This window comes from Enterobacter sp. ENT03 (assembly GCF_019218745.1).
Taxonomy (GTDB): domain Bacteria; phylum Pseudomonadota; class Gammaproteobacteria; order Enterobacterales; family Enterobacteriaceae; genus Enterobacter_D.
In genome coordinates, this window is sequence record NZ_JAHUXA010000015.1 from 58,133 (window position 1) to 83,941 (window position 25,809).

The 25,809-nt window shown below is 56.9% G+C and carries 23 protein-coding genes; 15 read left to right on the forward strand and 8 right to left on the reverse strand.

The annotated features are described in order from the left end of the window. Positions 1–108: 108 nt before the first annotated feature. Positions 109–2,538, reverse strand: coding sequence for an ATP-dependent helicase HrpB (gene hrpB / locus KW828_RS17045; RefSeq protein WP_218337530.1), 2,430 nt, complete (start codon positions 2,536–2,538; stop codon positions 109–111). Between the two features lie 78 nt (positions 2,539–2,616). Here hrpB and thpR point away from each other — a divergent pair, with 78 nt between their 5' ends. The 9 genes from thpR (at position 2,617) to panD (ending at position 9,580) form a co-directional block, all read left to right on the forward strand. Next, positions 2,617–3,147, forward strand: coding sequence for an RNA 2',3'-cyclic phosphodiesterase (gene thpR, locus KW828_RS17050; RefSeq protein WP_218337510.1), 531 nt, complete (start codon positions 2,617–2,619; stop codon positions 3,145–3,147). Between the two features lie 10 nt (positions 3,148–3,157). Beyond that, positions 3,158–3,862 (forward strand): DNA/RNA nuclease SfsA, encoded by a 705-nt coding sequence (gene sfsA / locus KW828_RS17055; protein WP_218337511.1) that lies wholly within the window; start codon positions 3,158–3,160, stop codon positions 3,860–3,862. 176 nt (positions 3,863–4,038) lie between these two features. Continuing rightward, positions 4,039–4,494, forward strand: a complete 456-nt coding sequence (gene dksA / locus KW828_RS17060; RefSeq protein WP_072570677.1) for an RNA polymerase-binding protein DksA — start codon at positions 4,039–4,041, stop codon at positions 4,492–4,494. Between the two features lie 66 nt (positions 4,495–4,560). Beyond that, positions 4,561–5,457: a tRNA glutamyl-Q(34) synthetase GluQRS gene (gene gluQRS / locus KW828_RS17065; protein ID WP_218337512.1), complete on the forward strand. Its 897-nt coding sequence runs from the start codon at positions 4,561–4,563 to the stop codon at positions 5,455–5,457. 55 nt (positions 5,458–5,512) lie between these two features. Then, on the forward strand, positions 5,513–6,913 hold the full coding sequence (gene pcnB / locus KW828_RS17070) for a polynucleotide adenylyltransferase PcnB (protein WP_218337531.1): 1,401 nt from the start codon (positions 5,513–5,515) through the stop codon (positions 6,911–6,913). Further along, positions 6,910–7,389, forward strand: a complete 480-nt coding sequence (gene folK / locus KW828_RS17075; protein ID WP_218337513.1) for a 2-amino-4-hydroxy-6-hydroxymethyldihydropteridine diphosphokinase — start codon at positions 6,910–6,912, stop codon at positions 7,387–7,389. The genes pcnB and folK overlap by 4 nt, the downstream gene beginning before the upstream one ends. 107 nt (positions 7,390–7,496) lie before the next feature. After that, positions 7,497–8,288: a 3-methyl-2-oxobutanoate hydroxymethyltransferase gene (gene panB / locus KW828_RS17080; protein WP_218337514.1), complete on the forward strand. Its 792-nt coding sequence runs from the start codon at positions 7,497–7,499 to the stop codon at positions 8,286–8,288. Positions 8,289–8,299: 11 nt separating this feature from the next. Next, positions 8,300–9,154 carry a pantoate--beta-alanine ligase gene (gene panC / locus KW828_RS17085; protein ID WP_218337515.1) on the forward strand — a complete coding sequence of 285 codons (855 nt, stop codon included), beginning with the start codon at positions 8,300–8,302 and terminating at the stop codon, positions 9,152–9,154. A gap of 45 nt (positions 9,155–9,199) precedes the next feature. Next, a complete protein-coding gene (gene panD / locus KW828_RS17090) occupies positions 9,200–9,580 on the forward strand; it encodes an aspartate 1-decarboxylase (RefSeq protein ID WP_039078406.1) in 381 nt (126 codons plus the stop codon). Between the two features lies 1 nt (position 9,581). On the opposite strand, the gene KW828_RS17095 is transcribed toward panD, so the two are convergent. The 3 genes from KW828_RS17095 to KW828_RS17105 form a co-directional block, all read right to left on the reverse strand. Beyond that, complete coding sequence (locus tag KW828_RS17095; protein ID WP_218337516.1) at positions 9,582–10,829, reverse strand: polysaccharide deacetylase family protein; 1,248 nt, start codon at positions 10,827–10,829, stop codon at positions 9,582–9,584. Between the two features lie 159 nt (positions 10,830–10,988). Continuing rightward, on the reverse strand, positions 10,989–11,759 hold the full coding sequence (locus KW828_RS17100; RefSeq protein WP_072570667.1) for an ABC transporter permease: 771 nt from the start codon (positions 11,757–11,759) through the stop codon (positions 10,989–10,991). Then, positions 11,756–12,682: an ABC transporter ATP-binding protein gene (locus tag KW828_RS17105; RefSeq protein WP_218337517.1), complete on the reverse strand. Its 927-nt coding sequence runs from the start codon at positions 12,680–12,682 to the stop codon at positions 11,756–11,758. Before KW828_RS17105 ends, KW828_RS17100 begins: the two co-directional genes overlap by 4 nt. A gap of 107 nt (positions 12,683–12,789) precedes the next feature. On the opposite strand from KW828_RS17105, the gene can reads away from it, so the two are divergent. Next, positions 12,790–13,452 carry a carbonate dehydratase gene (gene can / locus KW828_RS17110; protein ID WP_218337518.1) on the forward strand — a complete coding sequence of 221 codons (663 nt, stop codon included), beginning with the start codon at positions 12,790–12,792 and terminating at the stop codon, positions 13,450–13,452. Between the two features lie 126 nt (positions 13,453–13,578). Here the strand turns inward: can and hpt are convergent, their stop codons facing one another. Beyond that, the gene (gene hpt / locus KW828_RS17115; protein WP_129361839.1) at positions 13,579–14,115 is read right to left on the reverse strand and encodes a hypoxanthine phosphoribosyltransferase; all 537 of its coding nucleotides are present in this window, start codon (positions 14,113–14,115) and stop codon (positions 13,579–13,581) included. A 205-nt stretch (positions 14,116–14,320) separates the two neighbouring features. On the opposite strand from hpt, the gene KW828_RS17120 reads away from it, so the two are divergent. Then, the gene (locus KW828_RS17120; RefSeq protein ID WP_218337519.1) at positions 14,321–16,711 is read left to right on the forward strand and encodes a glucose/quinate/shikimate family membrane-bound PQQ-dependent dehydrogenase; all 2,391 of its coding nucleotides are present in this window, start codon (positions 14,321–14,323) and stop codon (positions 16,709–16,711) included. 101 nt (positions 16,712–16,812) lie between these two features. Here KW828_RS17120 and cueO read toward each other — a convergent pair whose 3' ends face one another. Next, positions 16,813–18,402, reverse strand: coding sequence for a multicopper oxidase CueO (gene cueO, locus KW828_RS17125; protein ID WP_218337520.1), 1,590 nt, complete (start codon positions 18,400–18,402; stop codon positions 16,813–16,815). A gap of 147 nt (positions 18,403–18,549) precedes the next feature. Between cueO and KW828_RS17130 the strand changes: the two genes are divergently transcribed. The 3 genes from KW828_RS17130 (at position 18,550) to speD (ending at position 20,676) form a co-directional block, all read left to right on the forward strand. Then, positions 18,550–18,897 (forward strand): YacC family pilotin-like protein, encoded by a 348-nt coding sequence (locus KW828_RS17130; RefSeq protein ID WP_088220839.1) that lies wholly within the window; start codon positions 18,550–18,552, stop codon positions 18,895–18,897. 103 nt (positions 18,898–19,000) lie between these two features. Then, a complete protein-coding gene (gene speE / locus KW828_RS17135; protein ID WP_218337521.1) occupies positions 19,001–19,861 on the forward strand; it encodes a polyamine aminopropyltransferase in 861 nt (286 codons plus the stop codon). A gap of 20 nt (positions 19,862–19,881) precedes the next feature. After that, complete coding sequence (speD, locus tag KW828_RS17140) at positions 19,882–20,676, forward strand: adenosylmethionine decarboxylase (protein WP_218337522.1); 795 nt, start codon at positions 19,882–19,884, stop codon at positions 20,674–20,676. Between the two features lie 34 nt (positions 20,677–20,710). On the opposite strand, the gene yacL is transcribed toward speD, so the two are convergent. Continuing rightward, the gene (yacL, locus tag KW828_RS17145) at positions 20,711–21,073 is read right to left on the reverse strand and encodes a protein YacL (protein ID WP_218337523.1); all 363 of its coding nucleotides are present in this window, start codon (positions 21,071–21,073) and stop codon (positions 20,711–20,713) included. A 146-nt stretch (positions 21,074–21,219) separates the two neighbouring features. Continuing rightward, positions 21,220–23,817: a bifunctional aconitate hydratase 2/2-methylisocitrate dehydratase gene (gene acnB / locus KW828_RS17150; protein WP_218337524.1), complete on the reverse strand. Its 2,598-nt coding sequence runs from the start codon at positions 23,815–23,817 to the stop codon at positions 21,220–21,222. Positions 23,818–24,252: 435 nt separating this feature from the next. Between acnB and KW828_RS17155 the strand changes: the two genes are divergently transcribed. Further along, positions 24,253–25,800 carry a DUF3300 domain-containing protein gene (locus tag KW828_RS17155; protein ID WP_218337525.1) on the forward strand — a complete coding sequence of 516 codons (1,548 nt, stop codon included), beginning with the start codon at positions 24,253–24,255 and terminating at the stop codon, positions 25,798–25,800. Positions 25,801–25,809: the final 9 nt, after the last annotated feature.

A 25,809-nucleotide genomic window follows, 5' to 3' on the forward strand; every position in this document is an offset into this window, starting at 1 on the left:
CGATCCTCATTGCTTCCGCAAAACGGCGGAAGAAGAAATCTCTCAAAGTTCATTGCACTCGTCCCGGATGGCGCTGACGCTTATCCGGCCTACAGAGTGTGATAATGCCTACGAACACTTTTTGGTGCGTCGCGTGGGCGCTGCCGTTGCCGGGTTATCCGGCCAGACATGTTTGGGATAGCGCCCTTTCATCTCTTTCTGCACTTCCCGATACGCGCCCTGCCAGAAGGCGCTGAGATCGCGGGTGATCTGTAAGGGACGCCGGGCGGGAGACAGCAGCTCCAGCACCAGTGGCACACGTCCGTCGGCAATGGCCGGTGTGGTCGCCTCGCCAAACATTTCCTGCATCCGCACTGCCAGCACCGGGTCGTTATCTTCGTGATAACGAATGGCGATCCGGCTTTCCGTCGGCACAGTGTAATGCGACGGCAGCGCACTATCCAGCCGTTGACGCATTGACCAGCTGAGCAAATTTTCCAGCGCCCGGCTGACATCCAGCGCTTTCAGGGCGCGCAGGGAGTGAACGCCCTGCATACCGGGAAGTAACCATAGCTCAAGCGTTGCCAAAAGCGAGTCATCATCCACGGCGGGCCATGCCGTTTCCGGCAGCCATTTCGCGGCGCAGTGCAGGCGCAGCCGGAATTGCTCCGCTTCCGGCGTCCAGTTCAGTACGTGCAGCCCCTTTTCACGGATGCCGTTGAGCATCGCCAGATGCAGTTCTTCTTCTGACGGCTTCGCCAGTGGCCGGACGCTAACCGTCAGTTGACCGATCTGGCTGCGGCGAAAAGCTTTCAGGGTGCCCTGCACGTCATCCCATTCGACAGAATCCGACTGCCGCAGCAGTTCCGGGTGCGCGGTGACCAGCGCGTCGATGTCGAGCGCCAGCGCCTGCAAAATGCGGGCGTCCGGGGTATGGCTGCCCTGCAACAGCAACGGGGCGATGAGCCACTCATGCCGTCCCAGCGCATCATCGCAGTCCAGCATCACGCCCATGCCGTTCGCCAGCTGATAACGCCCTTCCTGCCCGCGACGACGGGCGATACGATCGGCAAAGGCGCAGGCCAGCAGACCCGGCAGCAGATCGCTGTCCTCCGCGCCTGCGCGCTGGTTGAGGCGTTTGATGAGCTGCTGACTGCGGCGCTGCCAGTGGGGCTGATGGCGCGAGAACGCCACGCTTAAATCGGTATTTGCGCCGCGCGGTGGCTCTTCAAGAATGGCGACCAGCTTCGCGGCGGTGGCGATTTCATCCGGCGTGTTCGCGGCGATGAGCATCGCGCCGTGGCGCGGATCGGTGCCGAGCTGGGCGATTTTCTGCCCGCGCGGGGTGAGGCGATCATCCACCAGCACCCGAAGCTGTGTCAGTAACGTTCTTGCGGCGGCCAGGTTCGCGGCAGGCGGTGCATCCAAAAAAGCCAGCTGCGCCGGATCCGGGCATCCCCATTGCAGCAGCTCCAGCAGCAGGCCGGAGAGATCGCATTGCAGGATCTCCGCATCGCTCTGCGCGGCGGCGCGTTCCGCCTGATCTTTTGCCAGCAGATGCACGCAGATCCCGGCTTCCAGTCGCCCGGCGCGGCCCGCACGCTGGATCATCGAGGCCTGGCTGATACGCTGGGTCACCAGCCGCGTCAGCCCGGTACGCGGATCGAATCGCGCCACCCGCTCCTGGACGCTGTCCACCACCAGCCGGATCCCTTCGATGGTGAGACTGGTTTCCGCGATATTGGTCGCCAGCACCACTTTGCGCAGGCCATCCGGCGCGGGAAGAATGGCTTTGCGCTGCTCGGCCAGCGGCAGTGCGCCGTATAAAGGACACAGCTGCACATCGGCCGCCACGCGCGAGGCGAGGTGTTCCTGCACGCGCTGGATCTCGCCCACGCCCGGCAGAAACAGCAGCAATGATCCGCGCTCCGCCCGCAGCAGTTCGGCGGTGGCAATGGCGATCGCTTCATCGGCACGCTGATGCGCGGGCAGCGGCTGGTAGCGGCGTTCCACGGGAAACGCGCGGCCCTCGGACACAATCACCGGCGCATCGGGCAATAGCCCCCGCAGCCGCTCGTTATCCAGCGTCGCCGACATAATTAACAGTTTGATATCGTCCCGCAGCCCTTGCTGTACATCAAGCAACAGCGCCAGCGCCAGATCCGCCTGCACGCTGCGTTCGTGGAATTCATCGAGGATCACCAGCCCCACGCCAGTCAGCTCGGGATCCTGCTGGATCATGCGCGTGAGGATCCCCTCAGTCACCACTTCAAGGCGGGTATGCGGCCCGACGCAGGTTTCAGCGCGCATGCGGTAGCCAACGGTCTCGCCGGGCTTTTCGTTCAGGCTTTCCGCCAGCCGCTGTGCGACGTTACGCGCCGCCAGACGACGCGGCTCGAGCAGTAAAATGCGGCCCGCGATCGCACCCTGTTGCAGAATGTGCAGCGGCAGCCAGGTGGATTTCCCGGCCCCGGTCGGGGCGTTAAGCAGCACGCAGGCGGCGCTTTTTAGCGCGGCAAGCAGTTCAGGCAGTACGGCGGCAACCGGCAAAGAGGACACGCAAGGCTCCAGTGGGTTAACTTTCATTTCATCGGCCTGCATTGTAGCATCGCCGTAAATCATTACCGAGTATCCCTTATGCCAGACACCAGACGGCTGTTTTTCGGCCTTGAACTGCCTGCTGATGTTCAGCAGCAGGTGATCCAGTGGCGCGCGGCGCAGTTCGCGCCGGATGCCGGTCGCCCGATAGCGGCGGCTAATCTGCACCTGACGCTGGCGTTTTTAGGCGAAGTGAGCGCCGACAAGCAGCAGGCGCTGTGCGACCTGGCCGGGCGTATTCGTCAGCCGGGCTTTACGCTGACGCTGGACGATGCCGGACAATGGTTGCGCTCGCGGGTCGTCTGGCTCGGCACACGTCAGCCGCCGCGCGGCCTGCTGCAACTGGCGAGTATGCTACGCGCGCAGGCCGCCCGTAGCGGTTGCTATCAAAGCCCGCAGCCGTTTCACCCGCATGTCACGCTGCTGCGCGATGCCAGCCATGCGGTAAACATTCCGCCGCCGGGGTTTCGCTGGTCTTTCGCCGTGACTGAATTTGTGCTGTACGAATCGCAGTTTGTTAAGGGACGCACGCGTTACACGGCGCTCAGCCGCTGGACGCTCAGCCAATAAGGAATGACCTATGCATTTTTCTCCGCCGCTTCAGTCCGCCACCCTTATCCAGCGCTATAAACGCTTTCTCGCCGATGTGGTGACGCCTGCGGGTGAAACCCTGACGTTGCACTGCCCAAATACCGGCGCGATGACCGGTTGCGCGACGCCTGGCGATACCGTCTGGTATTCCACTTCAGAAAATACTAAACGCAAATATGCTCACACCTGGGAATTAACGCAAACGCAATCGGACGCCTGGATATGCGTCAACACGTTGCGCGCCAATATGTTAGTTAAAGAAGCATTAATGGCAGATCGATTACCCACACTAACGGGCTATAGCGTATTGAAAAGTGAAGTGAAATATGGTTCTGAGCAGAGCCGTATCGATTTTATGTTACAGGCAGAAGACCGCCGCAACTGCTATATTGAAGTGAAATCAGTCACGCTGGCCGATAAGGCGCAGGGCTATTTCCCCGATGCGGTTACGCTGAGAGGACAGAAGCATCTGCGTGAGTTAATAAGCGTGGCGGCCGCAGGTGATCGGGCTGTGCTGTTATTTGCCGTATTGCATTCAGCCATTGACCGTTTTTCACCGGCTCGTCACATCGATCCTAAATACGCACAGCTTCTAAGTGAAGCGCAGCGGCAGGGGGTAGAAATTCTGATTTATAAAGCGGAACTTTCTGCCGAAAATATGAGTCTGACACTGCCGCTATCTGTCGAATTTTAAAGAGGTAGTGGCTGAGTAAATAGTGTTCTGGTCTACGTGCGTAAATACGCTTTTCCTCACAGGGTTGTCAAGTGTAACGTTTAGATAATTGCTATCCTGAAAAGCATCTGCTATTTATAGCGGCCTGATTTTTCCCCCAACACGGGGATCGATAGTGCGTGTTAAGGAGAAACAACATGCAAGAAGGGCAAAACCGTAAAACATCGTCCCTGAGTATTCTCGCCATCGCTGGGGTGGAGCCATACCAGGAGAAGCCGGGCGAAGAGTATATGAACGAAGCCCAGCTTACGCATTTCAAGCGCATTCTTGAAGCGTGGCGTAATCAACTTAGGGATGAAGTCGATCGCACTGTCACACATATGCAGGACGAAGCCGCTAACTTCCCTGATCCGGTCGATCGTGCCGCTCAGGAAGAAGAGTTCAGCCTTGAACTGCGTAACCGTGACCGCGAACGTAAACTGATCAAAAAGATCGAGAAAACGCTGAAGAAAGTGGAAGACGAAGATTTCGGCTTCTGCGAATCCTGTGGTGTTGAAATTGGCATTCGCCGCCTGGAAGCCCGTCCTACGGCCGACCTGTGCATCGACTGCAAAACACTGGCAGAAATCCGCGAAAAACAGATGGCGGGTTAACCTGCGGCGCTTTCGTAATGTTCTCTCAGGCGGGAGTCTCTCCCGCCCTCTTAGCTTTACCCCATCATGCCTGACGCTGATTATATTGGGCGCTTTGCGCCATCCCCATCTGGTGAACTCCATTTCGGTTCGCTGATCGCCGCCCTTGGCAGTTATCTGCAGGCGCGCGCCCATGCCGGTCGCTGGCTGGTGCGTATCGAAGATATTGATCCCCCCCGTGAAGTCCCCGGTGCCGCCGATACTATTCTGCGCCAGCTGGAACACTATGGTTTGCACTGGGATGGCGAAGTGCTGTGGCAGTCACAGCGTCATCAGGCGTACCGCGACGTGTTACAACTGCTGCATCAGCAGGGGCGCTGCTATTACTGCACCTGCACCCGGGCGCGCATTCAAAGCATTGGCGGCGTCTATGACGGTCACTGCCGCACGCGGGGCAATGGCCCGGAAAACGCCGCGCTGCGGCTTATTCAGCATCAGCCGGTAACCCGTTTTCACGATCGGCTGCGCGGCGAGATCGTCGCCGATGCGGCGCTGGCGCACGAAGATTTTATTATTCATCGCCGTGATGGGTTATTTGCATATAATCTGGCGGTGGTGGTGGACGATCATTTCCAGGGCGTGACCGAGATTGTGCGCGGTGCGGATCTGATTGAGCCGACGGTACGCCAGATTTCGCTGTATCAACAGCTTGGCTGGCCGGTGCCGGGGTATATCCACCTGCCGCTGGCGCTCAATGCCGCAGGGGATAAGCTGTCGAAGCAGAATCACGCACCAGCACTGCCGCAGGGGGACCCGCGCCCCATACTTATCAGGGCGTTAGCGTTTTTAAATCAGGATGTAACAGAAGAATGGCAGGATCTCTCCGTTGAGGCCCTGTTACAACGAGCGGTGCAAAACTGGACCCTGTCACGGGTACCGGAACAAGCCTGCGTGAATCCGGCATTCTCAAATGCCCCACGCTGAGCTATGATAAGCCGCAATTTTTTTGTCCAGAAGACTGACACAACCGAGGTGCACTATTTTTACCCGAGTCGCTAATTTTTGCCGCAAGGTGCTAAGCCGCGAGGAGAGCATGGCTGAAGACGTCGCCATCGCCGAACCACAGATGACGGTTATCCCGCGTGAGCAGCATACGATTTCCCGCAAAGATATCAGTGAAAATGCCCTCAAGGTGCTCTATCGCCTGAACAAAGCCGGCTATGAATCCTACCTCGTCGGCGGCGGCGTGCGTGACCTGTTGCTGGGCAAAAAGCCAAAAGATTTTGACGTCACCACTAACGCCACGCCGGATCAGGTTCGTAAACTGTTCCGCAACTGTCGTCTGGTCGGTCGCCGTTTCCGTCTTGCGCACGTGATGTTTGGCCCGGAAATCATCGAGGTCGCCACTTTCCGTGGTCATCACGAAGAGCAGACCGCCGATCGCGCGACCTCCCAGCGCGGCCAGAACGGCATGCTGCTGCGTGATAACATTTTCGGCTCGATTGAAGATGACGCCCAGCGCCGCGATTTCACCATCAACAGCCTCTATTACAGCGTCGCAGATTTTACCGTGCGCGATTATGTGGGCGGGATGCGCGATCTGGAAGACGGTGTGATCCGTCTGATTGGCAATCCGGAAACCCGCTATCGTGAAGATCCGGTGCGTATGCTGCGCGCGGTGCGCTTTGCCGCCAAACTGCATATGCGTATCAGCGATGAAACGGCTGAGCCGATCCCACGCCTGGCGACGCTGATCAACGACGTGCCGCCGGCGCGCCTGTTTGAAGAGTCGCTGAAGCTGTTGCAGGCGGGTTACGGGTACGAAACGTATAAGCTGCTGCGCGAATACAGCCTGTTCCAGCCGCTGTTCCCGACCATCACCCGCTACTTTACCGAGAGCGGTGATACGCCAATGGAACGCATCATCGATCAGGTGCTGAAGAATACCGATAACCGCATTCATAACGACATGCGCGTTAACCCAGCCTTCCTCTTCGCCGCTATGCTCTGGTATCCGCAGCTGGAAACCGCGCAGCGTATCGCCCAGGAAAGCGGGCTGACCTATCACGACGCCTTTGCGCTGGCGATGAACGATGTGCTCGACGAAGCCTGCCGTACGCTGGCTGTGCCGAAACGCATCACCACACTGGTGCGCGACATCTGGCAACTGCAACTGCGTATGTCCCGTCGTCAGGGCAAACGCGCCTGGAAGCTGATGGAGCATCCGAAATTCCGCGCCGCCTACGATTTAATGGCGCTGCGTGCCGAGGCGGAAAACAACCAGGAACTGCAACGCCTGACGCAGTGGTGGGGTGAATTCCAGGTGTCTGCGCCACCGGCGCAAAAAGGCATGCTTGACGTGCTGGATGAAGAACCGCAGGAACGCCGCCGTCATCGCCGCCCACGCAAACGCGCCCCACGCCGTGAAGGCAGTGCATGACACTGGCGTATATCGCTATCGGCAGCAATCTGGCCTCACCTCTTGAGCAGGTGAACGCGGCCATTACGGCGCTGGGAGAGATCCCGCACAGCCAGATTGTTGCGCGTTCAGCGTTTTACCGCACGCCGCCCCTTGGCCCGCAGGATCAGCCGGATTACCTGAACGCGGCTGTTGCCCTTGATACCACGCTTGATGCCGACATCCTGCTTGATCATACCCAGCGTATTGAACTGGCCCAGGGCCGGGTGCGTAAAGCTGAGCGCTGGGGTCCGCGTACCCTCGATCTGGACATCATGCTGTTCGGCGATGAGGTGATAAATACACCCCGTCTGACGGTGCCCCATTACGACATGCATAACCGTGGCTTTATGCTGTGGCCACTGTTTGAAATCGCCCCGGAAGTGCTCTTCCCGGACGGTACTCCCCTTGCCTGCGTACTGACGCAGTGCGGTGCGCCAAAACCCGCCCTCTGGTAAACCTCCCCTGCCCCATTTAAGCCTGGCGAAAGCCTGCCTAAAATCATTGTTCGCATCAATGTTACTGATAGAATGCCGGAAGTCTGAAGGCTCCATCAGGAAACGTTATGAAACCAACCACCATCTCCTCGCTACTGAAAAGTAAACAGGAAAAAAAGCGCTTCGCCACGATCACGGCCTATGATTTCAGCTTCGCAAAATTATTTGCCGAAGAAGGGATCAACGTCATGCTGGTGGGCGATTCGTTAGGGATGACGGTACAAGGACATGATTCCACGCTGCCGGTAACGGTAGAAGATATTGCCTACCACACGCGCGCTGTTCGCCGTGGTGCGCCGAACTGCCTGCTGCTGGCCGACCTGCCGTTTATGGCGTACGCCACGCCTGAGCAGGCATTCGCCAGTGCCGCAGAGGTGATGCGCGCCGGGGCCAATATGGTCAAAATTGAAGGTGGACGCTGGCTGGCGGAGACGGTAAAAATGTTGACCGATCGCGCGGTGCCGGTGTGTGGTCATCTGGGCTTGACCCCGCAGTCGGTGAATATCTTTGGCGGCTATAAAGTGCAGGGCCGTGGCGATGCCGCGCAAACGCTGTTCGACGATGCGCTGGCATTAGAAGCCGCGGGCGCGCAGTTGCTGGTACTGGAGTGCGTGCCGGTAGAACTGGCAAAACGCATCACCGACGCGCTGCGCATTCCGGTGATTGGGATTGGCGCGGGCAATGTCACCGACGGGCAGATCCTGGTGATGCACGACGCCTTTGGCATTACCGGCGGGCATATTCCAAAATTTGCTAAAAACTTCCTCACCGGTACGGGCGACCTGCGCGCTGCGGTGCGTCAGTACGTGGAAGAGGTCGAAGCGGGAGTCTATCCCGGCGACGAGCACAGTTTCCATTAAGGAGTCTTATTGTGTTGATTATCGAAACCCTGCCGCTGCTGCGTCAGCATATCCGTCGCCTGCGTCAGGAAGGTAAACGTATCGCGCTGGTGCCGACCATGGGTAACCTGCATGACGGGCATATGAAGCTGGTGGATGAGGCGAGAAACGCCGCGGATGTGGTGGTGGCAAGTATTTTTGTCAATCCGATGCAGTTTGACCGGGCCGACGATCTGGCGCGTTATCCGCGCACGTTGCAGGACGACTGCGAAAAGCTGAACAAGCGTAAAGTGGACATTGTTTTTGCTCCGGCACCGGATCAGATCTATCCGCACGGCACCGACTCGCAAACCTGGGTGGAGGTGCCGGGCCTGTCAGATATGCTGGAGGGCGCAAGCCGTCCGGGACATTTTCGCGGCGTAGCGACTATCGTCAGCAAACTGTTTAACCTGGTGCAGCCGGACGTTGCCTGCTTCGGGGAAAAGGATTACCAACAGCTGGCGGTGATCCGCAAAATGGTCGCGGATATGGGCTATGACATTGAGATCATTGGCGTGCCGACGGTACGCGCGAAAGATGGTCTGGCGCTGAGTTCACGCAACGGTTATCTCACCAGCGATCAGCGCAAAATCGCACCTGGCCTCAGCAAAGTCATGAACGCGATGGCAGAAAAACTGCGGACGGGCGATAACGATATTCATGAGATCATTGCCGTGGCGGAGCAGGAGCTGAACAGCAGCGGTTTTCGCGCGGATGATATTCAGATCCGCGACGCTGATACGCTGCTGGAGGTGTCTCCAGCCAGTAAACGCGCGGTGATCCTGATGGCCGCCTGGCTCGGTCAGGCACGTCTGATCGATAATAAAGTCGTGGAATTGCCCCGCTAAAGCGGGCTTCCACCCCTGATAAACACAGCAACGAAGGTTAACGTTATGATCCGCACTATGCTGCAAGGCAAGCTCCACCGCGTCAAAGTGACGCAGGCTGACCTGCATTACGAAGGCTCCTGCGCCATCGACCAGGATTTCCTTGAGGCGGCTGGTATTCTGGAATACGAAGCCATCGATATTTACAACGTGACTAACGGTAAGCGCTTTTCCACCTATGCGATTGCCGGTGAGCGCGGCTCGCGTATCATTTCCGTGAATGGTGCCGCGGCGCACTGCGCGGACGTGGGTGATATTCTGATCATCGCCAGCTACGTCACCATGCCGGATGAGCAGGCACGCAGCTGGCAGCCGAAAGTGGCCTATTTTGACGGTGACAATGAGATGAAACGCACGGCGAAAGCTGTGCCGGTGCAGGTCGCCTGATTTACCCCTGTGGCCGGTTAACAATTAACCGCGCCATGGTTTCCAGCGGATCCGTTCTTAGAATATAAAGGCGTTTTAATAAGAACGGATTATCCCCCGGCTTGACCTTTCCCTTCACAGTCGTCACCGCCAGATGAAAACCCGCATCCTGGGCCGCTTTCACCGCTTTGCTGTCATAACCGCCAAACGGGTAGGACAGATACAGGGCATGCGGATTGAACTGCGCCAGCGCGCGGCGGGAGCGCTCAAAATCAAACAGCACCACGTGATAGCTGCGGCTCAGTAAAATGGGATGGCGGCTATTATCCACGCGATGCAGAAAATGCGTGTGCGACTGGAAATCAAACACATCGCGGATCTGTTGCATCTCCGACACGCTCATAAACTGCAACGATTTCGGATCCCACTTCTCCGGCTTACGCTTGATGCGCGACGTAATGGTAAACGAGGTGGCTTTAAAGCCGTACTGCTTGAGGATCGGATACGCATAGCGGCTCACCGACTTCAGGCCATCATCAAAGGTGATCACCACCGCCCGCGCCGGCAGGTTCATGCGGTTGCGCACATAACCTTCCAGCTGGTACATCGTCAGCGTGGTATACCCCTGATCGTGCAGCCACGCCATCTGGTTGTTGAAGGCACGGACGGAGGTGGTGGTCGAGGTATGGCGGAAACGGGTGTTTTCTTCGTCACGCAGAATATGGTGATAGGTCAGAATTGGCAGCCCTGCATCTTCCTGTGCATCCAGTGCGCTGATATATGCCAGCCGGTTGCCGATACGGATCTGAAACCAGGTCTGATTAAGTCCATCTTTTAGCCGCCCTATCACCGGATAACGCAGGTTTTCCACCAGCATGCCAAAGGGCGCGCTGCCGCTATTCGGAGCGTTATACACCGGCGTGGGTTTCCAGGTAATCAGGTTCTGATTGCTGAGCGGCTTGTTCAGATCGCCAAGGCTGTCCTGCACCCGCTGTTTACCCTGCACCGCTTCCAGATGTTGCTTATCAATAAAGCCGGTGCCAAAGCCAAAACGAAATTCGTAATAGTCTGCGGCAGTAGGCGCCACGGCGATGATCTGCCCGGCATTCAGATGGCCGACGGTAATGACGTCATTGCCTACCTGCGCCCAGACAGCGGCATCTTCAGTGGTTTGCATATAACGTTCGGTGGCGGTTGGCTGGCCCAACAGGCTGGCGAAAGCGCTGCCAGAGAGCAGAAGCATAAAAGTAAAAGCGAAACGGATCAGCATGGCTTAACTGTGGTGAGGAAATTCTGCGCGCATTGTAACAAATGCATTCATAATACCAATGCTTTTTAGCCCCCTCACCCCGGCCCTCTCCCGGAGGAAGAGGGAGAAAACCGGACGCTCCCCTCTACATGGGGAGAGGGTCAGGGTGAGGGGAAGCAATCAACTGCGCAGACCGCGTCCGCGCTGGATCAGATACCAGCACAAGGCATAAAACGCCACGATAAACACCACCAGCACGGCAATAGTGGTGATAAGCGGCACATCACTGATACCGAGAAAACCAAAGCGGAAACCGCTGATCATGTAGACGATCGGGTTTAAGTGCGACAACGCCTGCCAGAACGGCGGCAGCAGCGTCAGGGAATAGAACACCCCGCCGAGGTAGGTCAGCGGCGTTAGCACAAAGGTCGGGATCAGGCTGATGTCATCGAAGGTCTTGGCGAACACAGCGTTGAGCAGACCCGCCAGCGAGAACAGCACCGCCGTCAACAGCAATGTCAGGCCGACGAACAGCCAGGAGTGCACCTGGAAGGGCACAAAGAACAGCGAAATCGCCGTCACCAGCACGCCGACGCACAGCCCGCGTGCCACACCACCGCCCACATAGCCAACAATGATCACATGCGTCGGTACCGGTGCTACCAGCAGCTCTTCAATGTTGCGCTGGAACTTGGCGCTGAAGAACGACGAGGCGACGTTAGCGTAAGCGTTGGTGATCACCGCCATCATGATCAGACCCGGCACGATAAACTGCATATACGTAAAGCCGTGCATTTCACCAATGCGCGAGCCGATCAGATTACCGAAGATAATGAAATAGAGGGTCATGGTGATGACCGGCGGCACCAGCGTCTGGATCCAGATACGCATAAACCGCTGAATTTCTTTATGCCAGATGCTTTTCAGCGCGACCCAATAAAGCTGCATCATGCCTGGTCTCCTGTTTTTTCGTTTACCAGCGTGACAAACAGCTCTTCAAGACGGTTCGCTTTGTTACGCATACTTAATACCTGAATACCCTGCGCGCTCAGCTGGCTGAACACGCTGTTAATGCCCTGCTCGCGCAGCACTTCGACTTCCAGCGTCGAGGTATCTACCAGACGATACTGATAGCCGTCGAGCTTCGGCAACGGGCTTTTCGCCGCCAGATCGAGAATAAAAGTTTCGGATTTGAGCTTCGACAGCAGCGACTTCATGGAGGTGTTCTCCACCAGTTGCCCGTGCTGAATAATGCCGATATTCCGGCACAGCATTTCCGCCTCTTCCAGATAGTGGGTGGTCAGAATAATGGTGGTGCCTTTGTCGTTGAGATCCTTCAGAAAACCCCACATGGAGCGGCGCAGTTCAATGTCGACGCCCGCGGTCGGTTCGTCGAGGATCAGCAGTTTAGGTTCGTGCATCAGGGCGCGGGCGATCATCAGACGGCGCTTCATGCCGCCAGAAAGCATGCGTGCACGTTCGCCGCGTTTTTCCCACAAATCCAGCTGTTTTAAGTATTTTTCGCTGCGCGTCACCGCTTCGGCACGTTCAACCCCGTAGTAACCAGCCTGGTTCACCACGATCTGCTGCACGGTTTCAAACGGGTTGAAGTTAAATTCCTGCGGCACCAGGCCGAGCTGACGTTTGGCGTTGACGACATCTTTTTCAAGATCGTAACCGAATACGCTTACCCGCCCGGAAGATTTATTTACCAGCGAGCTGATAATGCCGATGGTGGTTGACTTACCGGCACCGTTAGGCCCGAGTAGCGCATAGAAATCGCCGGCTTCTACTTGCAAATCAATACCTCGCAGCGCCTGAACGCCGCCCGGATAGGTTTTTTTAAGCTGCTCAAGCTCCAGTGCAATGGTCATGACGTCTTTCTTACCTTTTTTCTTACACTCTGTGTGTGGTTTAAAAAAAAATGGAGTTGACCTATATTAGCTCAACGCAATTACTTGGTTACAGGTCGTTAACCTCCATGAAAGACATAGATACACTCATTAGTAACAACGCACTATGGTCAAAAATGCTGGTCGAAGAGGATCCGGGATTTTTTGAGACATTAGCACAGGCACAGAAACCGCGCTTTTTATGGATTGGATGTTCAGACAGCCGTGTTCCGGCTGAGCGCCTTACCGGTCTTGAACCCGGCGAGTTATTCGTCCACCGTAATGTCGCAAACCTGGTGATCCACACCGATCTGAACTGCCTGTCGGTGGTGCAGTACGCGGTGGATGTTCTGGAAGTTGAGCACATTATCATCTGTGGTCACTACGGCTGCGGCGGTGTTCAGGCTGCGGTGGAAAATCCGGAGCTGGGGCTGATTAATAACTGGCTGCTGCATATCCGCGACATCTGGTTTAAACATAGCGCACTGCTGGGCGAAATGCCGGAAGATCGTCGTCTGGATACTCTGTGTGAACTGAACGTGATGGAGCAGGTGTATAACCTGGGCCACTCAACGATCATGCAGTCAGCGTGGAAACGCGGCCAGAACGTGACCATTCACGGCTGGGCATACGGTATTCACGACGGACTGCTGCGCGATCTGGAAGTTACTGCCACCAACCGCGACACGCTGGAATCCCGTTACCGCCAGGGGCTGTCCAACATTAGCCAGAAGCACATCAATCACAAATAAATTCGTTATGTTGCCCGGCGGCGCAAGCTTGCCGGGCCTACGAGTTGACATCCAGGCCGGGTAAGGCGTAGCCGCCACCCGGCTTTTTATTTACCGGGCCTGCCTGGCGCCACCCGGCACTATCCCTTACTCGTCCTGCATCACCACTTTGCCGATATACGGCAGATGACGATAGCGCTGGGCATAATCAATGCCGTAACCCACCACGAACTCATCCGGGATCGAGAAACCGACAAACTCCACCGGCACCGTCACTTCACGGCGCGACGGTTTATCCAGCAGCGTGCAAATCGCCAGCGATTTCGGCTGACGCAGGCTGAGGATCTCACGCACTTTCGACAGGGTGTTGCCGGAGTCGATAATGTCTTCGACGATCAGCACGTCTTTTCCGCGAATATCTTCATCCAGGTCTTTGAGAATTTTAACGTCGCGCGTGGTCGACATGCCGCTGCCATAGCTGGAGGCGGTCATAAAATCGACTTCATGTGGCACCTGCACTTCACGACACAGATCCGCCATAAACATAAACGAGCCGCGCAGCAGGCCCACCAGCACCATCTCGCTGCCGCTGTCCTTGTAATGCTCGGTGATTTGACGACCCAGTTCGGTAATGCGCGCTTTGATCTCGGCTTCCGGGATCATCACTTCAACAGTATGTTTCATTTCTCTAACCGTATGATTTAAAGAACAATCACTCAATGCGGATAGCGTATCGTCCGGCATCAATTCATAAGCGCGCCAGTATACCAGCAAATGGACTTATTCGGGGGACGAGTTAATAAAAGCCAAAATTGTGATGACGCTCACACTTGTTAAAACCTATAATTAATTGCTTTCAAAATATTAACAAATGAGATGAGTGTCTTTTATGGCAGAAAATAAACCGCATCCGTCACGTACCCTCGTGACGATCACCGCGCTGTTCGCCGCATTCTGCGGGCTGTACTTGCTTATCGGGGGTGCCTGGCTGGTCGCGATTGGCGGCTCCTGGTACTACCCTGTCGCAGGGCTGGTGATGCTCGCCGTGACCTGGCTACTGTGGCGCAGTAAGCGCTCAGCACTGTGGGTCTACGCCGCGCTGTTACTGGGTACGATGATTTGGGGCGTATGGGAAGTCGGCTTTGACTTCTGGGCATTGACCCCACGCAGCGATATTCTGGTCTTCTTCGGTATCTGGCTGATCCTGCCGTTTGTCTGGCGTCGTCTGCTGGTGCCGTCCCGTGGCGCAGTCGCGGCGCTGGTTGTGGCGCTGCTGGTCAGCGGCGCAATGCTGACCTGGGCAGGCTTTAACGATCCGCAGGAAGTGAACGGCACCCTGAGCGCCGACGCGACGCCGGCCGAGCCGATTTCCCAGATTGCCGACGGTGACTGGCCAGCCTATGGCCGTAACCAGGAAGGCCAGCGTTACTCCCCGCTTAAGCAGATCAACGCCGATAACGTTAAAAATCTGCAAGAAGCCTGGGTGTTCCGCACCGGCGACCTGAAACAGCCTAACGATCCGGGTGAAATCACCAACGAAGTGACGCCGATTAAAGTCGGCAACATGCTTTACCTCTGCACCGCCCATCAGCGTCTGTTTGCCCTGGACGCGGCGACCGGTAAAGAGAAGTGGCACTTCGATCCGCAGCTGAATACCAGTTCCTCGTTCCAGCACGTCACCTGCCGCGGTGTCTCTTACCACGAAGCGCGTGCTGACAACGCCAGCCCGGAAGTGATCGCTGACTGTCCGCGCCGTATCATGCTGCCGGTGAACGATGGTCGCCTGTTCGCCATCAACGCTGACAACGGTAAGCTGTGCGAAACCTTTGCCAACAAAGGTATTCTGAATCTGCAAACCAACATGCCGGACACCACGCCGGGTCTGTACGAGCCGACCTCGCCGCCGATTATTACCGATAAAACGATCGTGATTGCCGGTTCCGTCACCGATAACTTCTCCACCCGCGAAACCTCCGGCGTGATCCGTGGTTTTGACGTCAACACCGGTAAACTGCTGTGGGCCTTCGATCCGGGCGCGAAAGATCCGAACGCGATCCCGTCTGACGAGCACAGCTTTACCTTTAACTCGCCGAACTCCTGGGCGCCTGCGGCCTATGACGCGAAGCTGGACCTGGTGTATCTGCCGATGGGCGTGAGCACCCCGGACATCTGGGGCGGCAACCGTACGCCGGAACAAGAGCGTTATGCCAGTTCCGTGCTGGCGCTGAACGCCACCACCGGTAAGCTGGCCTGGAGCTACCAGACCGTGCACCACGATCTGTGGGATATGGATTTACCGGCCCAGCCGACGCTGGCGGACATTACCGTTAACGGTAAAACCGTACCGGTGATCTACGCCCCGGCGAAAACCGGTAACATCTTCGTGCTCGATCGTCGTAATGGCGAGCCGGTTGTCCCGGCACCGGAAAAACCGGTTCCGCAGGGCGCGGCGAAAGGCGATTACGTTACCAAAACCCAGCCGTTCTCTGACCTGAGCTTCCGTCCGAAGAAAGATCTGACCGGGGCGGATATGTGGGGCGCGACGATGTTTGACCAGCTGGTCTGCCGCGTCATGTTCCATCAGCTGCGCTACGAAGGTATTTTCACGCCGCCGTCTGAGCAGGGTACGCTGGTCTTCCCGGGTAACCTCGGTATGTTCGAGTGGGGCGGTCTTTCCGTCGATCCGAACCGTCAGGTAGCGATTGCTAACCCGATGGCGCTGCCGTTTGTTTCCAAACTGATGCCGCGCGGTCCGGGTAATCCGATGGAACAGCCGAAAGACGCGAAAGGCAGTGGTACTGAAGCCGGGATCCAGCCGCAGTACGGCGTGCCTTATGGCGTGACGCTGAACCCGTTCCTGTCGCCGTTTGGCCTGCCGTGTAAACAGCCTGCCTGGGGTTACATCTCCGCGCTGGATCTGAAAACCAACGACGTGGTGTGGAAAAAACGTATTGGTACGCCGCAGGATAGCCTGCCGTTCCCGATGCCGATCCCGGTGCCGTTCAATATGGGTATGCCGATGCTGGGCGGCCCGATCTCCACCGCCGGTAACGTACTGTTTATCGCCGCGACCGCCGATAACTATCTGCGCGCTTATAACATGAGCAACGGTGAGAAACTGTGGCAGGGTCGTCTGCCCGCGGGCGGTCAGGCTACGCCGATGACCTATGAAGTGAATGGCAAGCAGTATGTGGTCATTTCCGCCGGTGGTCACGGTTCGTTTGGCACCAAAATGGGTGACTATATCGTGGCCTATGCACTGCCGGACGAGGCGAAGTAAGAGATCGTTATCCCCTCCCCCTGATACTCTCCCCTGGTGAGAGTATCAGGCCTGGTTTACTCCCTCTCCCTGAGGGACAGGGCCGGGATGAGGGGTTATTTTTATACCGTAAACCCAAGCATCATCCCCGTATCTTCATGCTCCAGCAGATGGCAGTGCGCCATATAGGCCTGCGCTTTCGGGGCGTCATAATCAAACTTCACCAGCACTTCGCTGCGTGCGCCAAACACATTCACAATATCTTTCCAGCCTGCGCGATGCGCCGCCGGTGGCTTGCCGTTTTCTGACAGAATACGGAACTGCGTGCCGTGGATATGGAACGGATGCAGCATCATGTCCCCTTCCCCGGAGATCACCCAGCGCTCGTATTGCCCTTTCGCGGCGGCAAAGGCCGGGGTGTTCATGTCGAACGCTTTACCGTTGATCATATTGCCGTGATGGAAATCGACGCCTTTAGTGTCATGGCTCATACCACCGTGATTCATGCTTCCATGATTCATGCTTCCTTGATTCATACCACCGTGGTTCATACCGCCGTGGTTCATATCCCCCGCCATACCGCGCATGGCCCCGTCGCCATATTTTTTCATCAGCGCCTGCATGCCCATCATGTCGAGCATCGGATCCATCGACAGCTGAAGCGTGCGCTGCGTCAGGCCCTCCAGTGACGGCAACGACGGCACGTTAGCCAGCGTATCGGGCAATTCACCGGACGCCACAATGGTCAGCGGCTGAATGTTCAGCACTAGCTGCGGCTTATCGAAGGGCGCGACCGCCATGCCCATCTGGCTGACTGGCAGCGTCATAAGGTCGAAATCTTTCCCGTCGCGGGTGTCCACCAGCACTTCAAAACGCTCGCCCGGCAGCATCGGCAATTCGTCAACCTTCACCGGCTCCGCCAGCAGGCCGCCATCGCTGGCAATAACGTACAGCGGGCGCTTGTCGCTGGTGGTGAAGTTAAGGGAGCGGGCGTTACAGCCGTTCAGCAGACGCAGACGCAGCCAGCCGCGCGGGGCAGCATGTCGGGGATAGATCACGCCATTGGCGAGCAGCGTATCGCCAAACCAGCCGACCGCCGCACTCATCACGTCCAGCTGATAGTCAATCTGCCCATCGGCATTAAAGCGTTTGTCCTGCACGATCACCGGGACGTCATCCACGCCCCACTGCTGCGGCAGGCGCAGCATGCGGCTTTCGTCGTCCTCGATCAGCACCAGCCCGGCCAGCCCCATCGCCACCTGATGCCCGGTTTTCGCGTGCTGATGGGGGTGGAACCAGCAGGTCGCCGTGCGCTGGTTTGGGGTAAAGGTAACCGTGCGCTGGCTGCCGGGCTTGATAATACCCTGCGGACCGCCATCCACCTCGCCGGGGACTTCCAGCCCGTGCCAGTGGATCGTCGTCTCTTCTGCCAGCCGGTTGTTGATCTCCACCGTCACCGTCTTGCCCTTGCGCAGTTTGATGGCTGGCCCCAGCAGGTTGCCGTTATAACCCCAGGTGGTGGCGGTTTTCCCGGCGAAAGTGGAGGTACCAGCCTGTACCCGCAACTGTATACGGCTTTGCGCGTCCGGCGTCAGCAGCGCCGGGATCGGCAGGGTCTGCGGCGTGGCGGCAAAAGCCGCTTTCGTCCATCCCGGCAGCGCGCTTATCGCGCCCAGCGCAGCGGAGTATTTTATAAAATCACGACGTTGCATGTTTATTCCCTTTTTGAGTCGGCTGGCAAGCTTTTGAGCATAAACCCTGCCCTTGCGGTAAGGTCAAGCGAACCACTAATAATAAAGATCGTCGCCCCGCCCCCAAGTATGCTAACGTTAAATTTCCTCGATGTTCCGGTAGAAATAATGAAGACGTTTTTCAGAACAATTACGTTCGCCAGCCTGCTGGCTGTATCCGCAAATAGTTATGCACTCAGTGAGTCAGAAGCCGAAGACATGGCCGATTTAACGGCGGTGTTTGTATTCCTGAAAAATGACTGTGGCTACCAGAATCTACCGAACGGTCAGATCCGTCGCGCGCTGGTGTTTTTCGCCCAGCAGAATCAGTGGGATCTGAGCAACTACGAGAGCTTTGACATGAAATCGCTGGGGGAAGACAGCTATCGCGACCTCAGCGGCATTGGCATCGCCACGGACAAAAAGTGCAAAGCGCTGGCCCGTGATTCCCTGAGTCTGCTTGCCTACGTGAAGTAATTTTTTCCCCCTTCCCGCACCCTGACTCTCTCCGTGCATCCCCGTCGGTAGTTAGCTATGATGTTACGCCCGTTTTACATGGGCGTTAACGAAGGAGCGAGCAATGACTGATAGCAAACTGTGGCACGAAACGCTGCATGACCAGTTCGGGCAGTACTTCGCCGTGGACAAGGTGCTGTACCACGAAAAAACCGATCATCAGGATCTGATTATCTTTGAAAACGCCGCGTTCGGCCGCGTGATGGCGCTGGATGGCGTGGTACAAACTACCGAGCGGGATGAGTTCATTTATCATGAGATGATGACCCATGTGCCGCTGCTGGCCCACGGTCACGCGAAGCATGTGCTGATCATCGGCGGTGGCGATGGCGCGATGCTGCGCGAAGTGAGCCGTCATAAAAATATCGAAACCATCACAATGGTCGAGATCGATGCCGGCGTGGTGTCGTTCTGCCGCCAGTATTTACCGAATCACAACGCCGGGGCTTACGACGATCCGCGCTTTACGCTGGTCATTGACGATGGCGTCAATTTTGTTAACCAGACCGCGCAAACGTTTGACGTCATCATCTCCGACTGCACCGATCCCATTGGACCGGGTGAAAGCCTGTTTACCTCGGCGTTCTACGAAGGCTGCAAACGTTGCCTGAATCCCGGCGGTATTTTCGTCGCGCAGAACGGCGTGAGCTTTTTGCAGCAGGATGAAGCCATCGACAGTCACCGTAAACTGAGCCACTACTTTGACGACGTGAGTTTTTATCAGGCCGCGATCCCCACCTATTACGGCGGTGTAATGACCTTCGCCTGGGCGACCGACAACGGCGCACTGCGTCACCTTTCTACCGGCATTATTCAGGCGCGTTTCCACAGCGCAAACCTGACGTGTCGTTATTACAATCCGGCAGTACATACGGCGGCGTTCGCGTTACCACAATATTTGCACGATGCACTGTTTGCGCAGTGATCCTAAGGGGGTGATAAAAATTGAAAAAGCTTAAACTACATGGCTTTAACAACCTGACCAAAAGCCTGAGTTTTTGTATTTACGATATCTGTTATGCCAACACAGCTGAAGAGCGCGATGGTTATATCGCCTATATCGATGAACTCTATAACGCCAATCGACTGACGGAGATCCTGACGGAAACCTGCTCTATTATTGGCGCGAATATCCTGAATATCGCCCGACAGGATTACGAGCCACAGGGCGCCAGCGTGACGATCCTCGTCAGCGAAGAGCCCGTTGAACCGCACCTGATCGACACCACTGAACATCCCGGCCCGCTGCCGGAAACCGTGGTGGCTCACCTCGACAAGAGCCATATCTGCGTACACACCTATCCGGAGAGCCACCCGGAGGGGGGACTGTGCACCTTCCGCGCGGATATTGAAGTCTCCACCTGCGGGGTGATTTCACCGCTGAAAGCACTGAATTATTTAATCCACCAGCTTGAGTCAGATATTGTGACCGTAGATTATCGCGTGCGCGGCTTTACCCGCGACGTATCGGGCAAGAAACACTTTATCGACCACGAAATCAATTCGATTCAGAACTTCCTGTCCGATGACATGAAAGCGCTGTATGACATGGTGGATGTGAACGTTTATCAGGAAAATATCTTTCACACCAAAATGTTGCTGAAAGAGTTCGACCTGAAACACTACATGTTCCACACCCGCCCGGAAGATCTGACCGCCAACGAGCGTAAGGTGATCACCGAAGCGCTGTGGAAAGAGATGCGCGAGATCTATTACGGCCGCAATATTCCCGCTGTGTAACACGTATTTACGGCGCAGGGACGCGCCGTGATGATTATTTTTGCTGCAAGAATTCGCGGTACGCTTTCACCACCTGCAGGAAATCCTCAACGCCGCATAGCGACAGGCTCTCCTCGTCGTAGTAATTCATCCCCTCTTCCATTTCGTCGCCGGAAAACGCCAGCTGATTGGCGCGCACGATGATCTCTTCGCCATCCATCCACAGGGTGTATTCGTGCCCGACGCGCTGCCACTGGCGTTCGCTGCCTTTTACCGTGCGTGCCGCCTCTTCAACTTCATCCAGCAGTGCAAGGTTCTCTTTCACTTCTTCATTAAACCAGTGACCCACCACTTCGTGGCCCATCGACATGCGTACCTTTACCACGCCGGTAATGTCACGCAAAAATTCGTAATCCATGATGTACTCCTCAGATCCAGCAATAGGGTAATTATCGCAGCAGCAAGGAAGAAAAACAGCGGGGCGGGCAGAGGATGTGGAAATAAAAAGGGTGAGCGCGGTAAACCGCCCTCACCCTTGTCTTCTCACCACTACAGAGAAGTGACTTACACTGCGGTCTGGAAAATCACCGCGTCAGCTTTTTCCGTGTACTGACCCAGCTTGTCGAAGTTCAGATAGCGATAGGTATCCACCGCCGTCTTATCGACCTGAGCCATATAGGTCTGGTACTCCTCCGCCGTCGGCAGTTTGCCGAGCAGTGAAGAAACCGCCGCCAGCTCGGCGGACGCCAGGAACACGTTAGCGCCATTACCCAGACGGTTCGGGAAGTTACGCGTTGACGTCGAGACTACCGTCGAGCCATCTGCCACACGCGCCTGGTTACCCATGCACAGTGAACAGCCCGGGATTTCCACGCGCGCACCGCTCTTACCAAACACGCTGTAGTAGCCCTCTTCGGTGAGCTGTGCGGCATCCATACGGGTTGGCGGCGCGACCCACAGACGGGTCGGCAGCTGGCCTTTATGGCTGTCCAGCAGCTTACCGGCAGCGCGGAAGTGACCGATGTTGGTCATGCACGAGCCGATAAATACTTCGTCAATTTTCTCGCCGGCAACCTCAGACAACAGACGTGCATCATCCGGATCGTTCGGCGCACACAGAATTGGCTCTTTAATATCCGCCAGATCGATGTCGATCACCGCCGCGTATTCTGCGTCAGCATCGGCTTCCAACAGTTGCGGATCTGCCAGCCATTTTTCCATGCCCTGAATACGACGCTCCAGCGTACGGCGGTCGCCGTAGCCTTCCGCAATCATCCACTTCAGCAGGACGATGTTAGAGGTCAGGTATTCGGTAATTGGCGCTTTATCGAGCTTGATAGTACAGCCCGCCGCAGAACGTTCCGCTGACGCATCGGCCAGTTCAAACGCCTGCTCCACTTTCAGCTCCGGCAGACCTTCGATTTCCAGAATGCGACCAGAGAAGATGTTTTTCTTCCCTTTCTTCTCAACGGTCAGCAGACCCTGGCGGATGGCGTAAAGCGGAATAGCGTGCACCAGATCGCGCAGGGTGATGCCCGGCTGCATTTTGCCTTTAAAGCGCACCAGCACCGATTCCGGCATATCCAGCGGCATCACGCCAGTCGCGGCGGCAAAGGCCACCAGACCGGAGCCCGCCGGGAAGGAGATACCAATCGGGAAACGGGTATGGGAATCACCGCCAGTACCCACGGTATCCGGCAGCAGCATACGGTTCAGCCATGAGTGGATGATGCCGTCGCCCGGACGCAGCGAGACGCCGCCACGGTTCATAATAAAGTCTGGCAGCGTGTGGTGAGTGGTGACATCTACCGGCTTCGGATAGGCCGCGGTGTGGCAGAAGGACTGCATTACCAGATCGGCAGAGAAGCCCAGACACGCCAGGTCTTTCAGTTCATCACGGGTCATCGGCCCGGTGGTGTCCTGCGAGCCAACCGAGGTCATTTTCGGTTCGCAGTATTCGCCAGGACGCACGCCCTTCACGCCGCAAGCGCGACCGACCATTTTCTGCGCCAGCGAGAAGCCCTTATCGCTCGCCGCAACCGGCTTAGCAATACGGAACACCTCACTGTGCGGCAGACCCAGCGCTTCACGCGCTTTGGTGGTCAGGCCACGACCGATAATCAGCGGAATTCGGCCACCGGCACGCACTTCGTCGATCAGCACGTCAGTTTTCAGCTCAAAGGTCGCCAGCAGTTCGCCGGTTTCGTGGTTACGCACTTCGCCTTTGAATGGATAAACGTCGATCACGTCGCCCATGTTCAGCGCGTTGACGTCCACTTCGATAGGCAGCGCACCCGCATCTTCCATGGTGTTGAAGAAGATCGGCGCGATTTTGCCACCCAGCACCAGACCACCGCCGCGTTTATTCGGCACGTGCGGAATGTCGTCGCCCATAAACCACAGTACGGAGTTGGTGGCGGATTTACGGGATGAACCGGTACCGACCACATCACCCACGTAGGCCAGCGGGAAGCCTTTTTTGTTCAGTTCGTCGATCTGTTTGATCGGGCCAACGGCACCCGGCTGATCCGGCACAATGCCTTCACGGGCGTTTTTCAGCATCGCCAGCGCGTGCAGCGGGATGTCCGGACGTGACCAGGCATCCGGCGCCGGGGAGAGATCGTCGGTGTTGGTTTCGCCGGTCACTTTGAATACGGTGACGGTGATTTTTTCTGCCAGCGGCGGACGGCTCAGGAACCATTCAGCCTCGGCCCAGGAGTGCATTACCTGCTGCGCATAAGCGTTGCCTGCTTTCGCTTTCTCTTCCACATCATAGAAGTTGTCGAACATCAGCAGCGTGTGGGACAGCGCTTTGGCCGCAATTGGCGCCAGTTTGGCGTCGTCGAGGGCGTCAATCAGCGGATGGATGTTGTAACCACCCTGCATAGTGCCCAGCAGTTCAATGGCTTTTTCCGGGGTGACCAGCGGAGAAGTGGTTTCGCCTTTAGCGACGGCGGCAAGGAATCCGGCTTTAACGTAGGCGGCTTCATCAACGCCCGGCGGGACACGGTTGGCTAACAGATCTAACAGGAATTCTTCTTCACCCGCTGGCGGGGTCTTCAGCAGCTCGACCAGCGCAGCCATTTGCGTGGCATCTAAGGGTTTTGGTGCAATCCCTTCAGCGGCACGTTCGGCTACGTGCTTACGGTATTCTTCTAGCACGACGGTTCTCCTCGCTCTCATTGTCATAGTGCGGCCGGCAGTTTCTTCACGCTCCTGTGAGACAGCAGTTTGTAGGGTAAAAGCCCGGTACCGCGACGGGCAGCATAGCAGGATTTAAAGGGGGTGTTAATCTGTTTACAAAAAAGCAACATTAAAAATTAGCTGAATCGTTACGGGCGATACACCTGTCTTTGCCAGGGCTTATCCGGCAGTTAAAAATCTCTTTTTAGGTCCCGCTGCTGACGGCACGAATACGCTTATCCATACTTTTGCAATGTTTACTAACACTCTTCTTGTCCGGTTATGGACGGGACGCAGCGCGATGCCTGTTTTAATCAAAAAATAAACAATCAGCGCTTTATACTCGCCGACATTTTCCGCCATCTGGCTTGTGTCTTAATCGCGTGTGTCCCTGTGGATACCGGGAGAACCTCCATGACGTTGCCCTTTAAACCTCAGATCCTGATGCTGCTATGTAGCGCCGGGTTACTGGCCGCCTCGGGCGTGCTGTATGTCAAAAGCAGAACGCCCGACGTGCCCCCGGCGCCTGCGGTGGCGCAACCTGCGCCGCAGCCCGCGCCACAAACTACGCCGCCATCAACCCCACCTGTTACCACACCGACCTTTACCACGGCGCAAATCGATCAGTGGGTGGCTCCGGTCGCGCTTTACCCGGATGCGCTGCTATCTCAGGTACTGATGGCCGCCACCTATCCGGCGAACGTGGTGCAGGCGGTACAGTGGTCGCAGGATAACCCTACGCTTGAGGGCGATGCGGCGATCCAGGCGGTGATTAATCAGCCGTGGGATCCGAGCGTCAGATCGCTGGTGGCCTTTCCGTCGCTGATGGCGCTGATGGGTGAAAACCCGCAGTGGGTGCAAAACCTTGGCGATGCGTTTCTGGCGCAGCCAAAAGAGGTGATGGACTCGGTACAAAAGTTGCGCGCGCTGGCACAGCAGACGGGAGCACTCACCTCCACGCCCCAGCAAAAAGTCACTACCGTGCCGGCGAAGAGCAGTGCGGCCCCCGCCGTTTCCGGCAACACCACCGTGGTCAGCACACCAGAACCCACGGTGATCAAAATTGAATCTGCCGATCCGCAGGTGGTGTATGTCCCCAGCTATAACCCGAGCGTGGTGTACGGCAGCTGGCCGACGCCCGCGTATCCGCCGGTTTATCTGCCGCCGCCTCCCGGTCAGCAATTCACCAACAGCCTGGTGCGGGGTTTCGGGTTTAGCCTCGGCATTGCCACCACCTACGCGCTGTTCAGCAACATAGACTGGGATGATGATGACGATCACTACCACCGTGGCTACGCCCATAACGGCGATAACATTAATATCGACGTTAATAACTTCAATCGCATCTCCGGCGGCAGGCTGGCCACCAATAAGGACCATGTGGTATGGCAGCATAATCCGGCCTTTCGCAATAATCTGCCCTCTCGCGATCTGCAGCGTCAGTCAGCATCAGCACAGTTAAACCAGATCGCCCGGCGCAATAATTATCGCGGTTACGATACGCCAGCAGCCACCGCCCGGCGGGACGCGGCTCACGCGCAGTTTGCCCGTTCGACGACCCCGGAACGCCAGGCACAGCGCGATGCAGCGAAAACGCAGTTCAGCCATTCGATCTCGCAACAAAACCGTGAAGCGATAAAAGCCCGCCGTGATAATCCCACGCCGCAACAGCAACAGCGGCGCGAGGCCATTAAAGCGCGGCATGACAATCCCACGCCGCAACAGCAACAGCAACAGCAGCGCGAGGCTATTAGAGCGCGGCATGACAATCCAGTGTCACAGCAGCAGAGGGAGGCGCGGCAACAGCGTCGCGCCACGGCGTTAAGTGGCAATGACAGCCGTTCACCGTCATGGCAGGCACAGCGTCAGCGTGGCGAGCAGAGCCGCCAGCGTTTGAGCAGCCAACAGCGCAATACGCTACGTGAACACGCGGCCGATCGCCGTGAACTCCATCGTCACTAATCAGGCAGG

Excerpts from the sequence above, each read along its gene's own strand:
- KW828_RS17105 (WP_218337517.1), bottom strand. The coding sequence starts at position 12,682 with ATGACCATTGCACTGGAGCTTGAGCAGCTTAAAAAAACCTATCCGGGC.
- KW828_RS17100 (WP_072570667.1), bottom strand. The coding sequence starts at position 11,759 with ATGATGCAGCTTTATTGGGTCGCGCTGAAAAGCATCTGGCATAAAGAA.
- yacL (WP_218337523.1), bottom strand. The coding sequence starts at position 21,073 with ATGGATTACGAATTTTTGCGTGACATTACCGGCGTGGTAAAGGTACGC.
- speE (WP_218337521.1), top strand. The coding sequence starts at position 19,001 with ATGACTGATAGCAAACTGTGGCACGAAACGCTGCATGACCAGTTCGGG.
- gluQRS (WP_218337512.1), top strand. The coding sequence starts at position 4,561 with ATGCCTGACGCTGATTATATTGGGCGCTTTGCGCCATCCCCATCTGGT.
- cueO (WP_218337520.1), bottom strand. The coding sequence starts at position 18,402 with ATGCAACGTCGTGATTTTATAAAATACTCCGCTGCGCTGGGCGCGATA.
- sfsA (WP_218337511.1), top strand. The coding sequence starts at position 3,158 with ATGCATTTTTCTCCGCCGCTTCAGTCCGCCACCCTTATCCAGCGCTAT.
- KW828_RS17130 (WP_088220839.1), top strand. The coding sequence starts at position 18,550 with ATGAAGACGTTTTTCAGAACAATTACGTTCGCCAGCCTGCTGGCTGTA.
- can (WP_218337518.1), top strand. The coding sequence starts at position 12,790 with ATGAAAGACATAGATACACTCATTAGTAACAACGCACTATGGTCAAAA.
- hpt (WP_129361839.1), bottom strand. The coding sequence starts at position 14,115 with ATGAAACATACTGTTGAAGTGATGATCCCGGAAGCCGAGATCAAAGCG.
- folK (WP_218337513.1), top strand. The coding sequence starts at position 6,910 with ATGACACTGGCGTATATCGCTATCGGCAGCAATCTGGCCTCACCTCTT.
- KW828_RS17155 (WP_218337525.1), top strand. The coding sequence starts at position 24,253 with ATGACGTTGCCCTTTAAACCTCAGATCCTGATGCTGCTATGTAGCGCC.
- dksA (WP_072570677.1), top strand. The coding sequence starts at position 4,039 with ATGCAAGAAGGGCAAAACCGTAAAACATCGTCCCTGAGTATTCTCGCC.
- panB (WP_218337514.1), top strand. The coding sequence starts at position 7,497 with ATGAAACCAACCACCATCTCCTCGCTACTGAAAAGTAAACAGGAAAAA.
- panD (WP_039078406.1), top strand. The coding sequence starts at position 9,200 with ATGATCCGCACTATGCTGCAAGGCAAGCTCCACCGCGTCAAAGTGACG.
- KW828_RS17120 (WP_218337519.1), top strand. The coding sequence starts at position 14,321 with ATGGCAGAAAATAAACCGCATCCGTCACGTACCCTCGTGACGATCACC.
- thpR (WP_218337510.1), top strand. The coding sequence starts at position 2,617 with ATGCCAGACACCAGACGGCTGTTTTTCGGCCTTGAACTGCCTGCTGAT.
- KW828_RS17095 (WP_218337516.1), bottom strand. The coding sequence starts at position 10,829 with ATGCTGATCCGTTTCGCTTTTACTTTTATGCTTCTGCTCTCTGGCAGC.